The 14,154-nt window shown below is 41.9% G+C and carries 16 protein-coding genes and 1 pseudogene; 8 read left to right on the forward strand and 9 right to left on the reverse strand.

Going from position 1 to position 14,154, the window contains the following annotated elements:
- Window positions 1-40 precede the first annotated feature (40 nt).
- On the forward strand, window positions 41-865 hold the full coding sequence (locus AC6RV6_RS10030; RefSeq protein WP_500240706.1) for a Uma2 family endonuclease: 825 nt from the start codon (window positions 41-43) through the stop codon (window positions 863-865).
- A 170-nt stretch (window positions 866-1,035) separates the two neighbouring features.
- Complete coding sequence (locus tag AC6RV6_RS10035) at window positions 1,036-1,461, forward strand: hypothetical protein (protein WP_500240707.1); 426 nt, start codon at window positions 1,036-1,038, stop codon at window positions 1,459-1,461.
- A 79-nt stretch (window positions 1,462-1,540) separates the two neighbouring features.
- On the opposite strand, the gene AC6RV6_RS10040 is transcribed toward AC6RV6_RS10035, so the two are convergent.
- The gene (locus tag AC6RV6_RS10040) at window positions 1,541-2,155 is read right to left on the reverse strand and encodes a TetR/AcrR family transcriptional regulator (RefSeq protein WP_500240708.1); all 615 of its coding nucleotides are present in this window, start codon (window positions 2,153-2,155) and stop codon (window positions 1,541-1,543) included.
- A gap of 109 nt (window positions 2,156-2,264) precedes the next feature.
- On the opposite strand from AC6RV6_RS10040, the gene AC6RV6_RS10045 reads away from it, so the two are divergent.
- From AC6RV6_RS10045 to AC6RV6_RS10070, 6 genes and pseudogenes are all read left to right on the forward strand, one after another.
- Window positions 2,265-3,446 carry an ABC exporter membrane fusion protein gene (locus tag AC6RV6_RS10045; protein WP_500240710.1) on the forward strand — a complete coding sequence of 394 codons (1,182 nt, stop codon included), beginning with the start codon at window positions 2,265-2,267 and terminating at the stop codon, window positions 3,444-3,446.
- On the forward strand, window positions 3,443-4,618 hold the full coding sequence (devC, locus tag AC6RV6_RS10050) for an ABC transporter permease DevC (RefSeq protein WP_500240711.1): 1,176 nt from the start codon (window positions 3,443-3,445) through the stop codon (window positions 4,616-4,618). The genes AC6RV6_RS10045 and devC overlap by 4 nt, the downstream gene beginning before the upstream one ends.
- Before the next feature lie 30 nt (window positions 4,619-4,648).
- Window positions 4,649-5,353, forward strand: coding sequence for a DevA family ABC transporter ATP-binding protein (locus tag AC6RV6_RS10055; RefSeq protein WP_500240712.1), 705 nt, complete (start codon window positions 4,649-4,651; stop codon window positions 5,351-5,353).
- A gap of 253 nt (window positions 5,354-5,606) precedes the next feature.
- Window positions 5,607-5,687, forward strand: a pseudogene (locus AC6RV6_RS10060) (maltose acetyltransferase domain-containing protein); the annotation flags it as partial.
- Between the two features lie 180 nt (window positions 5,688-5,867).
- Window positions 5,868-6,122 (forward strand): DapH/DapD/GlmU-related protein, encoded by a 255-nt coding sequence (locus AC6RV6_RS10065; RefSeq protein WP_500240802.1) that lies wholly within the window; start codon window positions 5,868-5,870, stop codon window positions 6,120-6,122.
- A gap of 280 nt (window positions 6,123-6,402) precedes the next feature.
- Window positions 6,403-7,899, forward strand: a complete 1,497-nt coding sequence (locus AC6RV6_RS10070) for an aminotransferase class I/II-fold pyridoxal phosphate-dependent enzyme (protein ID WP_500240713.1) — start codon at window positions 6,403-6,405, stop codon at window positions 7,897-7,899.
- A 96-nt stretch (window positions 7,900-7,995) separates the two neighbouring features.
- On the opposite strand, the gene AC6RV6_RS10075 is transcribed toward AC6RV6_RS10070, so the two are convergent.
- From AC6RV6_RS10075 to AC6RV6_RS10110, 8 genes are all read right to left on the reverse strand, one after another.
- Window positions 7,996-8,220: a hypothetical protein gene (locus AC6RV6_RS10075; protein ID WP_500240714.1), complete on the reverse strand. Its 225-nt coding sequence runs from the start codon at window positions 8,218-8,220 to the stop codon at window positions 7,996-7,998.
- Between the two features lie 123 nt (window positions 8,221-8,343).
- Complete coding sequence (locus tag AC6RV6_RS10080) at window positions 8,344-8,898, reverse strand: DUF2808 domain-containing protein (protein WP_500240715.1); 555 nt, start codon at window positions 8,896-8,898, stop codon at window positions 8,344-8,346.
- 52 nt (window positions 8,899-8,950) lie between these two features.
- Window positions 8,951-9,340, reverse strand: coding sequence for an S-layer homology domain-containing protein (locus AC6RV6_RS10085; protein ID WP_500240716.1), 390 nt, complete (start codon window positions 9,338-9,340; stop codon window positions 8,951-8,953).
- 113 nt (window positions 9,341-9,453) lie between these two features.
- Window positions 9,454-9,933, reverse strand: coding sequence for a hypothetical protein (locus AC6RV6_RS10090; protein WP_500240717.1), 480 nt, complete (start codon window positions 9,931-9,933; stop codon window positions 9,454-9,456).
- 39 nt (window positions 9,934-9,972) lie between these two features.
- On the reverse strand, window positions 9,973-11,109 hold the full coding sequence (locus AC6RV6_RS10095; RefSeq protein ID WP_500240718.1) for a mechanosensitive ion channel family protein: 1,137 nt from the start codon (window positions 11,107-11,109) through the stop codon (window positions 9,973-9,975).
- 28 nt (window positions 11,110-11,137) lie between these two features.
- On the reverse strand, window positions 11,138-12,268 hold the full coding sequence (locus tag AC6RV6_RS10100; protein ID WP_500240719.1) for a mechanosensitive ion channel family protein: 1,131 nt from the start codon (window positions 12,266-12,268) through the stop codon (window positions 11,138-11,140).
- 105 nt (window positions 12,269-12,373) lie between these two features.
- Window positions 12,374-12,829: a glutathione S-transferase family protein gene (locus AC6RV6_RS10105; protein ID WP_500240720.1), complete on the reverse strand. Its 456-nt coding sequence runs from the start codon at window positions 12,827-12,829 to the stop codon at window positions 12,374-12,376.
- Window positions 12,826-14,145, reverse strand: coding sequence for an AAA family ATPase (locus tag AC6RV6_RS10110; RefSeq protein WP_500240721.1), 1,320 nt, complete (start codon window positions 14,143-14,145; stop codon window positions 12,826-12,828). The genes AC6RV6_RS10105 and AC6RV6_RS10110 overlap by 4 nt, the downstream gene beginning before the upstream one ends.
- Between the last annotated feature and the right edge of the window lie 9 nt (window positions 14,146-14,154).

Genomic DNA, 14,154 nt, shown 5'->3' on the forward strand with positions numbered 1-14,154 from the left:
ATGATACACTTGTCTCTATTAGTGCGTTCTCTTAGCTCTTATGGTTCAACTCCAACCGCAACATTCTCAGCAGAAAAACTCTCTGCCCACAATGTACGATCTACCCAGCGAAGACCCAGAGGAACCCGGTTTGCCAGACGAATTTCACGATTTTCAACCCAATTTATTAACTCAAACTTGTCAATCTCCACGTTATTCCCGCGAAGATTATTTTATTGCTAAGGATCTCAATCTCTATTACGATCTCAAGCATACTCGCTGGTACAAAAGACCTGATTGGTTTCTGGTTTTAGGCGTTCCCCAAAGTAAAACGCGAGAAGAATTACGCTTGAGTTATGTTATTTGGCAAGAACAAGTGAGTCCTTTTTTAGTAGTGGAATTGGCTTCTCCCGGTACGGAGGATGAAGATTTGGGATTGACAGAAAGACAAGTTAACGATCCCCCGACAAAATGGGAAGTTTACGAACAAATCTTACAGATTCCTTATTATGTTATTTATGACCGCTACGATAATCGCTTTCGCGGGTTTCATCTTGAGGAAAGCGGATATGAGGAATTAGAGTTATGGGAGGGTCGATTGTGGTTTGAGGAGTTGGGTTTGGGTTTGGGACAATGGCTGGGAAGTTATGAGGAGGTAGAAATGCTCTGGCTGCGTTTTTATGATGCGGTCGGAAATTGGCTTCCTACTCCTGAAGAACGTGCGTATTTTGAGCGGGAACGTGCAGATCGCGAACGAGAAAGAGCCAATATCGAACGAGAAAGAGCCGATCGCACCACTGCAATTTTAGAAGAAGAACGCCGACAAAAACAAGCACTTCTCAAACTGCTTCGACAACAAGGAATCGATCCCGACAATCTACTCTAATTGAAAATAATTAACTCGATCGTTAAATTGTTCTTTTCATTATCGATCTACTAGGGGTTCAAAACCTCTCCTACACTGTCTAAAAATTAAAATTTTTGGATCTATTTCTATTGATTTTCATCGTTTGACTATACTTTACAAGTCGAAAGTAAGTTTTAGGAAACCAATCCATGAATCAATTTTTCAGAAAAATACAAGTTTCGTTAATTCTTTGTCTAGCTTGCATGATGCTTTTTATCCCAAGCGCTTTAGCTGGGGAAACTTGGTGTGAATCTATTATGGGTTCAAGTTCGGAATCTTCTGATGCTGGTGATTATGCTTGTGTCGATAGTTATGCTCCTGCATGGGATCAATGTGACCACGATGATAGAGGACTAAAGATACAAAAAGCTGCAAAAACTCTTGCAAGTGAACTTGGTTGGTCATCTCATTGGACGGATGGAACAGCATGGAATGGTATAGAGAACTGGGATGGCTCTGTATTCTATGAAGCGATCGGTTTATATTATCCTTGCACCGGTGTTCGAGGATTTAGTGACAGCGAGTTAGTATATACCAAAGAGATAGATGGAATAAAGTATAAGGTTTATGATTAAGCCTTACAGCTATAGTTGTATGGAGAATCGTACCGTTTTTTGGGAGGGCTAAAAATTAGCCTTCCTTTTCAATTTTCTTTTAGAGAAATAAATCAACTAAACCGGCAACAAAGCGATCGCGTTCCATCGGTAAAGTCTTTTTACCTTGTAAAATTTCTTGAAGTAAAACAAAATAAATGATTGAACCGATAAAAGATCGAGCCAACACTTCTGCATCTTTTCCCGCAAATTCAGTACGAGAAGCAAAATATTTACTCAAGGTTTCTAATACGGGTTTGGCTAAATTTTCAATATAAGGATGGGATAATTCGGGAAATCTTCCAGACTCGGCGATAATTGTTCGCAAAAAGGCTTGCATTTGCGGATCTTGCCCGGCAGTTTCTAACACTTTGGTCGCGAGGTGATGTAAAAAAATTTTTGGTTCTTCTTTTAATATTTTATCATTAAACGGATTAAAAACCGTGCGATACTTTTCTTCTGCCAATCGCTTCACTAGGGCAACAAATAAACTCTCTTTATCCTGAAAATAACGATAAACCGTGGCTTTAGAAACCCCCGCCGCCGCCGCTACGCCGTCCATATTCGTCGCAGCATAGCCGTGGGTCAAAAACTCTATCATTGCGCCTTCTAGGATGGCTGCGGCTTTCTCGTTGGATTTTTGGCGACCAGAGGAGTTAGAAGATTTTGAGTGCATCGCTTGACTTTATGAGACTGAGTAGTTTAATCTTAAAACAGATAAAACGAAACTGTTTAGTTTTATTTTAGCATTGAATGTCGCGAGGTGTTCGACAGGAGAAAGAACAATGGTTCACAATGGAACAGTAGATCGCCCTCGATCGCTAAAATCTTTCAGTATTGTGATTTTGACGGCGCTTTTGAGTGCGGGTGGAGGGGCTTTTATTACCTCTCGAATGACTGTATTTCAGCCCGCGACGGAAGCTCCTGCTATTGCTCTGCCAGAAATTGAAACCGTGACGGGACTGGGACGATTAGAGCCTCGGGGGGAAGTGATTCGCCTGTCTTCTCCGTCCTCCGCAGATAGCAATCGCATTGAGAGATTATTAATTGAGGAAGGGAGTTGGGTGAAAAAAGGAGAAACGATCGCAATTTTAGACAGTCGCGATCGCTTGCAAGCGCTTTTAAAGGAAGCCGAAGAACAAGTGAAAGTTGCCCGCGCTAATCTCAACCGCATCCAAGCTGGAGCGCAACGAGGAGCGATCGAGGCACAACGCGCTACGATTTCCCGCATTCAAGCCGATCGCCGCACTCAACTCGCCGCCCGAGAAGCCGCGATCGCCCGCCTGCAAGCCGAGTTAAATAATGCCAAAGTCGAATACGATCGCTATCAGAGCCTGTACGAGGAAGGGGCTATTTCCGCATCAAATCGAGATAGCAAGCGTTTAACCTTCGATCGCCTGCAATGGCAGTTACAGGAAGCCAAAGCAGAGCGCGATCGCGTTGGCTCCTCCCAACAAGAACAATTGCGAGAAGCCCGCGCGACCCTCGATCGCATTGCCGAAGTGCGCCCAGTGGATGTAGAAGTCGCCACCGCAGAACTCAAAGCCACTCTTGCCGCCGTCGGACGCGCCCGAGCCGACTTAGATCGCGCTTTTGTGCGCTCTCCTCAAGCCGGACAAGTTATCGAAATTTATACGCGACCCGGAGAAATTATTGCCAGCGAAGGCATTGCTGCCATCGGACAAACCCGAGAGATGTATGCGATCGCGGAAATTTACGAAAGCGATATTAGCAAAATTAAAACCGGTCAACCGGCGATCGTGACCAGTAATGCTGTCCCCGAAGAATTACGCGGAACCGTCGAACAAATTGGACTGCAAGTCCTGCGCCAAGATGTAATTAATGCCGATCCTGCTGCCAATACTGATGCCAGAGTCATCGAAGTTAGGGTCAAACTCGAGGAAACTTCCAGCGAAAAAGTTCTCGGACTGACCAATTTACAAGTCACGGTGGCCATTGAATTATGAAAAAACGACTCGCCGCATTAATCAATCGGACTCCTTTGGGGTGGTTGCAACTCAAACACGATATTACTCGTCTGCTCACAGCAATGTCGGGAATTGCCTTTGCAGATATCTTAATTTTCATGCAATTCGGCTTTTTGAATGCCCTTTTGAGTAGCAATACACTACTCCATAAAAACTTGCAAACCGATATTGTCATTATGAATACCCAGGCGCTGAATTGGTCGGAACTATCCACTTTTCCTCGACGGCGCTTATATCAAGCACTTGACATTCCGGGAATTGAATCCGCCGAAGCACTTTATGTGAATTCCGTGCAATGGAAAAACCCACAAACCCAGCAAAAAACAAACGTGATGGTTATCGGCATGAATCCCGATCGTCCAGCTTTTGCCCTGCCGGAAATTACCCAAAAATTAAATGAGATTAAACTCCCCGATACCGTATTATTCGATCGCGCCGCCCGAGGAGAATACGAAGAAGCGATCGCGAAAACAGAACTGGGGAAAACCGTCACCACCGAGATTGAACGCCGTACCGTTATGATTGGCGGACTCTTTGAAATGGGGGCTTCTTTTGCAGCCGATGCCGTTATTATTACCAGCGATCAAAACTTTTTGCGCTTGATGCCAAAACGACAAGCGGGAACCGTGAGTTTAGGCTTATTAAAGCTTAAACCCAATAACAATCCAGTGCAGGTGAGAGCCATGCTTGATGCTCATTTACCCGATGACGTGCAAACCTTAACCCTTGAAGAGTTTATTAATAAAGAGAAAACCTATTGGGCGACCAATCGTCCCGTCGGGATTGTTTTTGGCTTTGGTGTCGCGATCGGGTTTATCGTTGGCGTTGTTATTGTCTATCAAATTCTTTCGACCGATGTTAATGCACACATGGCAGAATATGCCACCTTTAAAGCAATGGGCTATCGCAATTCTTATTTGCTCGGGGTGGTATTTGAGGAAGCACTAATCTTAGCAGCTTTTGGCTTTTTTCCGGGGTTGGGGATTTCGATTGGCTTATATGCCTTAGCGAAAAAAGCAACCGCTTTACCCATGTTTATGACCCTAACTCGAGCCATTGGAGTATTTGTTTTAACCCTTGTGATGTGCAGTATTTCTGGCGCGATCGCTACTCGAAGATTGCAAGCTGCCGATCCTGCGGATATTTTTTAATTGTTTTTGGTTATTTTCTTCTCTTTCATTATGAATAAAATACCTGTCATTGCCGTTGAAAATCTCGATTACTATTTCGGTCAAGGACAACTTCAAAAACAAGTTCTTTTTGGGATTAATTTAGAAATTAATTCTGGAGAAATTGTGATTATGATGGGTCCTTCTGGCTCGGGAAAAACTACACTTTTAACCCTCGTGAGCGGCTTGCGTTCCGCCCAAACTGGGAGCTTGAAAATGCTAGGGCAAGAACTGTGCGGGGCAAGTCCAGAAAAATTAGTGCAAGCGCGGCGCAATAATGGTTATATTTTCCAAGCACATAATTTACATCAAAGTTTAACCGCCCTGCAAAACGTGCAAATGGGGTTGGAAGTTCACGGAATATTGACGCGATCGCAAATGTGCCAAAAAGCAACAAGCATCTTAGAAGAAGTGGGTTTAGGAGAATATATTGAACAATATCCCCATAATCTTTCTGGAGGGCAGAAACAACGGGTTGCGATCGCACGTGCCCTAGTTGCCCATCCTGCAATAGTATTAGCAGACGAACCTACCGCCGCCCTCGACAGTAAATCCGGTCGCGATGTGGTGACTTTAATGCAAAAGCTAGCACGAGAACAGGGTTGTACGATTCTCTTAGTCACCCACGACAATCGTATTTTAGATATTGCCGATCGCATTGTCAAAATGGAGGATGGACATTTAACCGAAAATTCTATCGTTGGTTCTGCGGCGTGATTGTCCTGCGATCGGGAAATTGGCATTAATTTGGGGATGGCTTCATCGAAAATACAGCTTTTTTCAGTACAAGGCTCATTTATTTAAGTTGAATGATGTGCCGAACGCGATTAAGAAAAAGAGATTCGGATGGAGAGGAGAAAGTAGTTGACATCGATCCATGAATTGCAATAATCTTATCCTGTCAAGGAAGTTATACCGCAACTACAAATTATTCCCTTTGGTGACTCTTATGGATACAGAGAAAGATAAGATGTTATCAGGTGTAGAGTACATTGCATCCGATCCTAGTTTGGTCAAAGAAAGGATGCACGCACACGAGTTGTGTAGAGAATTCAATGTATCACTACAAATCGAGAGTTTAAGTAGATATTTTGGTTCTTATGGCTCTAATTTATACATTGAATCCCCATTTTTTTGTGATTATCTGTATAATTTGAACATAGGAAATAATGTTTATATAAATTTTAATTGCACGATTCTTGATTGTGCTGAAGTCTGGATTGGCGATAATGTGAAATTCGGCCCGGGCGTGCAGGTTTATACTGCAGGTCATTCTCTCGATCCTCGGCGACGAGAAATGGGATATGAATTTGCTCATCCTGTTGTTATCGGCAACAATGTTTGGATAGGAGGCGGTTCTATCATTCTACCCAGTGTTACAATTGGCGATAATGCTGTTGTAGGGGCTGGAAGTGTTGTCACTAAAGATATTTGTAGTGGCATTACGGTAGTAGGAAATCCTGCTAGAAGAATCAGGCGTAATTAAGAGAAAAACTCTACGGGTTTGCCCATAAATTTGGGATAATTGTATTCTAGATGTTGCCGATCGCATCGTTAAAATGAAAGATGGGCGCTTGACTGAAAATTCGATAGTTACTGCTGCGATAAATCACCTATCCCGTAATTAATTAAAATTTACTTTGCGCGATCAAAAAAGTAAAGTTTTAAATCTTTCTCTTCAAAGGGAAAACCCCAAATATTCCGAATTTCAAGCCTCCTGCTTTAGCGATCGGAACTGATAATTGTTCATTGTTCATTGAAATGACATGCCTCTCGACCAAACCAAAACACCTCTAATCGCTGCCATAAAAGCCATTGCTCACCAACCTCTGGCAATATTTTACGTTCCGGGACACAAAAGAGGGCAGGGAATTCCCAATCGCTTGAGGGATTGGTTAGGACGAGAAGTTTTTCGTGCAGATTTACCAGAGTTGCCAGAATTTGGCAGTTTATTTCCCCCTGAAGGGGTAATGCAGGAAGCGCAAGCATTGGCAGCCGAGGCATTTGGAGCAAAGCAAACTTGGTTTCTGGCCAATGGTTCCACCTCTGGAATAGTCGCAGCAATTTTAGCAACTTGCAGACCGGGGGATAAAATTATCTTGCCTCGCAACGTGCATAAATCAGCAATATCGGGGCTGGTTCTTTCCGGTGCTATTCCTATTTTTGTGACCCTCGAATACGATCGCAATCTCGCCACCAGTATTACTCCAGAGACCCTCAAAGTTGTATTAAAAGAGCATCCCGACGCGAAAGCCGTGCTGGTCGTCTATCCCACCTACCACGGAATTTGCGGAGATTTGGCCGCGATCGCTTCTCTCGCGCATCAATACAATATGCCTCTGTTAGTGGACGAAGCACATGGGGCGCATTTTGCCTTTCATGCCAATTTACCGCCATCGGCACTCTCTTTGGGAGCAGATATTGCCGTACAATCTACCCATAAAACTCTCGGAGCAATGACCCAAGCCTCGATGTTACATTTGCAAGGCGATCGCGTGTCTGGCGATCGCATTACTAATGCTTTGCGCTTAGTTCAATCGACTAGCCCCAATCATATTTTATTAGCTTCCTTAGATGCCGCCCGACATCAAATGGCAACCCAAGGGGAAGAATTATTAGCGAGAATCTTAAACTTAGTCGAGGAGGTGCGCGATCGCCTCGCTACAATTCCCGATCTGGTCGTTTTTGAACCCACAACAGCAACCCTCGATCGCACTCGAGTGGCGATCGATGCAACACAATTAGGCTTAAGCGGTTTTGCTGCTGATGAAATCTTGTACGATCGCTTGGGTGTAACCGCAGAATTGCCCGAATTGCAATATTTAACTTTCGTCCTCACTTTTGCTAATACTAAAGAAGATTGCGATCGCCTCGTAGAAGCCTACCAAATCCTAGAACAAAATCATCGCCAATCTCCTATTTCTCCTATTTCTCCTATTTCTCCTATTTCTCCTATTTCTCCTATTTCTCCTATTTCTCCCATTTCTCCCATCTCCTCCATCTCTCCCCGAGAGGCTTATTTTGCCCCCACAGAAACCGTTCGTTTCGAGGATGCTGGCGATCGTATTAGTGCAGAATTAATTTGTCCTTATCCTCCCGGTATCCCTCTATTAATGCCGGGGGAAGCCATTTCTGCTGCTGTCCTCGATCGCTTACAAGAACTGCGTACTTTGGGAACAACGATTAATCTTGAAGGATGCAGCGATCCGACTTTAAAAACCTTAAAAGTTATTACTCATCCCTATCTTCGTCTGGATTTCTAGACGAAGGGGAACGTTTTGACGAGAAAATACGGATGCAGCATTAAATCCCACCCTTGAAAAGAGTTGGGATTTAGCGTGGGATATTATGGGGAATTCTTAGAATCCCGGAACCTCTTGATGAATGGGAGTAACATTAGAACGAGATAGGGTAGAAGCAACCATCGCCGTAACGCCGCCAAAAACAAGCAGACCCGCGATCGCGATCGCGCTGCCCATTTGTTTTAAATTTAATTTGCGGGGAAGTGCGATCGAGCGAATTCCCAGAGATCCGACGGTTTCTTCATAGGTCACCGCCATGTGAGTGTAACCGAGAACTTCCATAGTATTCTCCTTAACTAAATAGCTTCTGAAAATTAGAAGGTTTTGAGGATGAATGCACGATTATTCATTTATTCTCGGTCTCAGTTTAGCATTATTTTTCTAGCGTTTCACCTTTTTGAACCGTTACCAATATCCCGGGCGCAAACGTTCGTAGAAAGTCAATCTTCTCGCCCCTAAATACAGTTCTCGTGCATTGTCTCCCGGGGGAAATACCGCGACCCCAAATCCATAAGCACCACCCCATCTGGGGTTGCGTCGCGGTTTAAGCCGAATGCTCAGGGTTGTACCGGGAGAGATTGCGGCTTCGAGTTCGACCGTAACAGCAAGCCTAGATTCATCGTAGGTGACATTTTGAATCTTTAACGGTTGTCCGCGATCGCTGTATGTGCCGATAAAGGCGATCGTTTCTTCGAGTTTAAAGCGAATACGTTCTTGACCGCCCCGTTGTTGAATCATAACGCTTTGTAAAGGGGTTTCGGCAGTGTCGGGTAAGGTAATGGTGAAATAGTATTTGGCTCGATTCGAGTAAATGCGCGACGAACTGCTTCTCACTTCCTCAAGACGCGGTGCGCGACCTTGAAATGCTGTCGGTAATTCTTGGCTTTGTGTAAGCAGAGAAGAGAAGCTAACAATATTGGCAGCTGCGATCGCAAAAGCAATGAAAATACTGCGTTTCATTATTCTCCAGTTATTTTAACGAATTGTAAATAGCGAGCAAGGAATAGTTATTTTAACGTTCCTCTAAAGTTTCAACGCAAGTTTCTTGAAGATCCAGTTTGGTCGAAGTTTCTTGCAAAAATTGCTGGATTTCTTGCCATTCTGCTCGGGTCGAGAAGTCTCTATCTTCGAGAATGCGGCTTTCGATCGACTCAATACAGGAGACTAAACCGACTGCAAATTCATAGCGGGTTAAAACACGCTCTCCTTGGAACGTATCATCGGGATAGCCCGTCAGACAACCATAATTTTCTGAGAGGTTTTGTAGGGCTTCATACGCCCAATCTCCCGGAAAAACATCTTGATTTTGAGCGACTCGATCGGGGTTGGCAAAAGCTGGAGAGTTGGCCATAAGAAGTTGGCTTAAAAGGGCAATTGTAATGGTCGCAATGGGTTTAAACATTTTCCTCCCTCAGTTTAATAATAAAGACTTTGAGTAAAAGGCGATCGCACGGTCGGATTTTATCTAAATATTAGCTTAAATTTAGAGGGATGGGTATTGTCTTAACGATTTAATTATTCCGCTTTAGTTTGTTTGTCAGCTTTTACTTTTTCGAGTTGTTCGCGTAATTGTTGTAACTGCTGGCGATTTTCCTCAATCAGAGAATTTAAGTCTTGAGAAATTTGTTCTCGATTTTGTCTAATTTGACGCTCTTGGCTAACAATTTTTTCTTCTAGAATTTCGAGGCGTTCTAACATTTCTGTTTGTATTTCTAGAGTTTGTTGTGTTTCTTGATTTGCTCTTTTTTCTTCGAGTAAAAGTCGATATGAAAACCAACTTGCAACTCCGATTGCAATCAGAATAGAGACCAATAAACCGCTCACTAAAGTTTGCAGCCAACTTCGCAGTCGCTCGACTTGGCGATAAATTTTTTCGACCTCTAATTTAAGATTAACATGTTGTTCTTGCAGATTTTTAGTAGGAGCTTCGTTGCTGCGATCGGGAATGTCAGTTTCGGTATCTGAACTCAGATCGGGAGAATTTTGTTCATTCATAATTGACTTGATAATTGATAATTTTTTATTGCTGATTGATTAAATGGACATGGGAGAATCAATATAAACAATAGGTTCTGGCGTTGTAAAAGTAATATTGTAAGCTGCTAATTTTTTTGCGATCGCATCATTGGCTAACTCTAACAGTCCTTTGCGTAACTCAACCGAATTTTTACTCGATCCTGTCAGAAAAAAGATCGCTCGAGCGCGAGTTCCCAAAGAATTTTCTGAGGAACTAAACTGTACTTGAGTGCTAGCACGATCGAGATCGCGAAAGACCAAACTTGCTTCTTCAATAATTTGCCGAACGAGAGCGCGCTCGCTTTCTTTTAAACTCTTAATAAAATCCAAACAGAGAATCGCCATAATTTTTTTGCCTCGACTAATATTTTCAATATTTAAACTTGCCATCATTGAATTAGGAACGATCATGACCGTATTGCGAGCAACAATGCGAATTTTAGTCGATCGCAAACCAATAGATTCGATACGACCGTAGATATCTTCAGCATAAGGATTAAAGGTAACGCGAATGTATTCTCCCGGGACATAAGGGCGATCGAGATAAAGCTCTAAGGTGCCAAAAAGCCGTCCGAGGGCTTGCTGAGAAGAAAAAGCAACAGCGACTCCACCAATACCCAAACTGGCTCCAAGGGTAAACAGATCGAGTCTCAATCCTCGGGCAAAAATCACGATCGCAATTAGAACAATAACAATATAAATCAGCGTTTCAAAAATCAGAACGACCTCGTTCACTTCTCCAAACCAACGCCGTACCAAACTAATAACAGATTGCCGGATAACTTGTCGAGTTGCTTGGGAAGCAAACCAAACGATCCCGATCGATAGTGCTGAATAGATAAAAAAGCCAATAAAAGTATAAAGTTCGTCATAAATAATCAGCCAATTCAAATTGAGGGCAATAAAAATTAAAGTCCCCATGACCGCGATCGCATTTTGAACGGGTTTTAAGTAGCGATGGTAGACTTCTCTCGTATTAATGTCAGTATAACCTTGATTAAATAATAAGAGTCTTCGTAACAGCCGAGGAAGCGATCGCCCTAACATGGGTGCGATCGCCGCACTACCGAGAAATAAGCCCAATCTTAAAGCAAATTCGAGAACTTCTCTAAGAATCTCTGGATCGAGTTGACTCAACTGCAAATCTTCTGGCATCAGTTATCGATTTTATGGTAACGTGAAACTATATTCGCATGGGTTGAGTAATATCAACAATTTTCTCCTCAAATTTGAAGTCAATGCCATAGTTTCGCAGTTGTTCAATAATATTGGCACGAGCAATAACCAAGAGATTCTTTCGCAACTCCATTGAATTTTCCGCAGATCCCAAAACAAAGAAAATAGCTTGAGTACGAACGCGCTTCTGTTCGGAAGCATCTATTTCGTCTTGGAACATAATTTGAGTTAGCTGCGAATCAATCCCTAGAATTTCTCTCGTACTCTCTAAAATAAGTTGTCGAATCAGCGCTTTTTCTTCGTCGGACATGGTTCGGAAAAAGATAAGATCGACAATTAAAACAACTCTTCTAGCTTTTGTTAAATTTTCAATATTAGTTTGTGCTAAAGAACTATTTGGGACGATAACTAAAGTATTTTTTCCCGATAATCGAACTTTCGTAGAACGCCATCCCGTTGTTTCAACTTGACCGATAATTCCGTCAGAGAGATGAATATAGTCGCCAACATTAAACGGGCGATCGAGGTACAAAACAACACTCCAGAGAATTTGTTCGAGAATCTTTTGGGAGGCAAAAGCGATCGCGGCTCCAGCAACCCCTAAACTGGCAATTAAACCGATTAAGTTAATGTGATGAGTTTGAGCAAAGAAAAAGATAATAATAAGAACTAAAACGGATTTAGCGACAAACTGAGCAAGAGCGAGGAGTTCGCTATTAATATTTGTTGTATCTTCTAAAACGACTTCGAGAAGATAGCCTTCAAAGAAATGGTTTAAAAATTTAAAGCCGAGAATACTAATATTAATGGCAATAAATAAGCCGAAAGGAAATTCTAGTATTTTTAGCCAATTTGGGAATGCGATCGCGAGAATAATCAGATCGATCGCTATAAAGAGAATTAACCAACTGAGTCTCTTTTGATAGGGCTGAAAAACTTGCTCAAAAACTTCTTTGAATTCAGGAGAAGCTAGTTTTTGCGTGAGATATTCAATGGCTTTGGGAATCTGAAAATAGATGAGACTGGCGAGGGACAGCAGTCCCAAGAACAAGGCGAAACCAATTAGTATAGCCGTCGTAAAACTAACAGTTTGCGGGATTTCAATCCTTAAGAGAATCGTGATTAGTATAATATTCATTGATAAGGAGATGTTTGCATCAAAGAGTATCCATCAGATTGTACTTGTTGTGTTATTTCTTGCTAAAAATTGGTAGAGAATGAAATTTGCGTTCGCTCAATTATATTATGGCTGACGATCGTAACCCATCAAATCGTCGTCTAAAGACCAGATAAACACGCGGCGATTAGGATTTTGCTCAATTGTTTTTTCCCATTCTTTAATAATTGAGATATCTCCCATCCCTATCCCTCGCATTGCTGAGTCTGGAAATTCATTCAACCAGATTATAACTTCTTGAAGCGTTGGCATTTGCATAATTGTCCAAGGAGAATCTCCATTAATTGCTTTGTGAACTTGTTCGGTAAAAACTTCAGCATAACGGCGACGATTTCCTCCATCACTCAATTGAGCAATGTGATTACCTGTTTCATAAACACTAGCCATAGGTAAAAGAAATAATGTACCTTGTTCTATTAACTTTCCAAATTTTTTGATTACTTGCTCTCTAGAGCTATTCATATGAGGAATATTCAGTATCTCGCAGAAAATAGAAGTATCAACAATCGCAATTGCTTTCATATAACAGTTTCCATTTCTTTACTAATTGAAGCCAACCATTCTCTTGCTTTCTGCTTTTTTTTCTCGCTATCGGGATGGTATTTTACAAACCGTTCTAATAAACCTTGTGTCATCAGATGACCGATAGTACCTTGGGCGATGAGTTCGGGATAATCTGGAATGTCTCGCAGTCGTATAAGTTGGCTCGAACCATTATCAGGACTACGATAGCAAAAGACAGTTTCGGGTATAGCTTCGTTAGGTAAAGCATCAAGTAATGCTGGATTGTGGCTGCTAATTAAAACTCGCAAATGGCGAGATTTGGCAATACTAGAAATATGCTTGAGTAAATTTTCTGCTCGATTTGGATGAACCCCATTGTCGATTTCTTCAATCACAACAATACTGTGTTCTGGTGCAGAAAATAAGATTGCTGCAATTGATAAAACTCGTAAGGTTCCATCTGAGAGATTGGTTGCATCATAAATAGTTGAAATACCACCAAAGGTTTCTGTTAGCCTTAATATTACTTCCTCACGAGCAGTTTCTAGAAAATCAATATTTTCGATATCTTGTTCGGGGAGACTTCTAACAAATTCTAAGATTTTTGACTTGATATCTGAACTTTGGCAAAGATTGTAAAGAACGCCAGAGAGATTTTCTCCGTGTCGATCGAGGAGTTTATCGCTTTTGTGACTATAAAAACGCATTGCATTAGGCTCTGGTTCTAGAAAAATAATGCTACTCAACCATTCCACATAATTCTCGGTAATTCGAGGAATTTTTTCTCGACTCTCTGAGTTTTCTTGACGAAACCGAATTTCACTCAACAATTGTGTAAAAATTGCCATATGGCTGCTACAAACAATTTTTGGTTTTTTCCCGCCTCGTGCAAAGTTATTATATTCTACTTCAACATCACTGCCTACACCTTGAGGTTCGCTGCTAATTTGGTATAGAGGAACAGTTGATTTTGGATCCGTGATTTTTTCTTTGATAACATGGAGATCTCCATCATCACCAAGCTCTAGATCGATTTCAAAGTGATTCCAGCCTTCAAAATTTTGAGTTTTAATATTGCAAGAAATTTGAAATGATTTTGCTCCCCGATATCCCAGATTATCGATCTCTCCTCTGAATGGACTTTCATGCTTTTGATGAGTCTTACCCAACAAACTCAATCGTTCACCTGTTGCAATTCTTGCGAGCAATCTGAGCGCTTCGATAATATTGCTTTTCCCTGACGCATTTGCTCCAATCAAAACAGTCAAAGATGCAAAAGGCAATACTCCTAATTGATAGCTTTTAAAGTTTTGAACTTGAATCTCGGTAATCATGTTATTTTC

The sequence above is a fragment of the Spirulina sp. LEGE 11439 genome (assembly GCF_059821285.1).

Excerpts from the sequence above, each read along its gene's own strand:
- AC6RV6_RS10100 (WP_500240719.1), bottom strand. The coding sequence starts at position 12,268 with ATGAATATTATACTAATCACGATTCTCTTAAGGATTGAAATCCCGCAA.
- AC6RV6_RS10110 (WP_500240721.1), bottom strand. The coding sequence starts at position 14,145 with ATGATTACCGAGATTCAAGTTCAAAACTTTAAAAGCTATCAATTAGGA.
- AC6RV6_RS10070 (WP_500240713.1), top strand. The coding sequence starts at position 6,403 with ATGCCTCTCGACCAAACCAAAACACCTCTAATCGCTGCCATAAAAGCC.
- AC6RV6_RS10085 (WP_500240716.1), bottom strand. The coding sequence starts at position 9,340 with ATGTTTAAACCCATTGCGACCATTACAATTGCCCTTTTAAGCCAACTT.
- AC6RV6_RS10055 (WP_500240712.1), top strand. The coding sequence starts at position 4,649 with ATGAATAAAATACCTGTCATTGCCGTTGAAAATCTCGATTACTATTTC.
- AC6RV6_RS10030 (WP_500240706.1), top strand. The coding sequence starts at position 41 with ATGGTTCAACTCCAACCGCAACATTCTCAGCAGAAAAACTCTCTGCCC.
- AC6RV6_RS10080 (WP_500240715.1), bottom strand. The coding sequence starts at position 8,898 with ATGAAACGCAGTATTTTCATTGCTTTTGCGATCGCAGCTGCCAATATT.
- AC6RV6_RS10090 (WP_500240717.1), bottom strand. The coding sequence starts at position 9,933 with ATGAATGAACAAAATTCTCCCGATCTGAGTTCAGATACCGAAACTGAC.
- AC6RV6_RS10095 (WP_500240718.1), bottom strand. The coding sequence starts at position 11,109 with ATGCCAGAAGATTTGCAGTTGAGTCAACTCGATCCAGAGATTCTTAGA.
- AC6RV6_RS10105 (WP_500240720.1), bottom strand. The coding sequence starts at position 12,829 with ATGAAAGCAATTGCGATTGTTGATACTTCTATTTTCTGCGAGATACTG.
- devC (WP_500240711.1), top strand. The coding sequence starts at position 3,443 with ATGAAAAAACGACTCGCCGCATTAATCAATCGGACTCCTTTGGGGTGG.
- AC6RV6_RS10035 (WP_500240707.1), top strand. The coding sequence starts at position 1,036 with ATGAATCAATTTTTCAGAAAAATACAAGTTTCGTTAATTCTTTGTCTA.
- AC6RV6_RS10045 (WP_500240710.1), top strand. The coding sequence starts at position 2,265 with ATGGTTCACAATGGAACAGTAGATCGCCCTCGATCGCTAAAATCTTTC.
- AC6RV6_RS10040 (WP_500240708.1), bottom strand. The coding sequence starts at position 2,155 with ATGCACTCAAAATCTTCTAACTCCTCTGGTCGCCAAAAATCCAACGAG.
- AC6RV6_RS10075 (WP_500240714.1), bottom strand. The coding sequence starts at position 8,220 with ATGGAAGTTCTCGGTTACACTCACATGGCGGTGACCTATGAAGAAACC.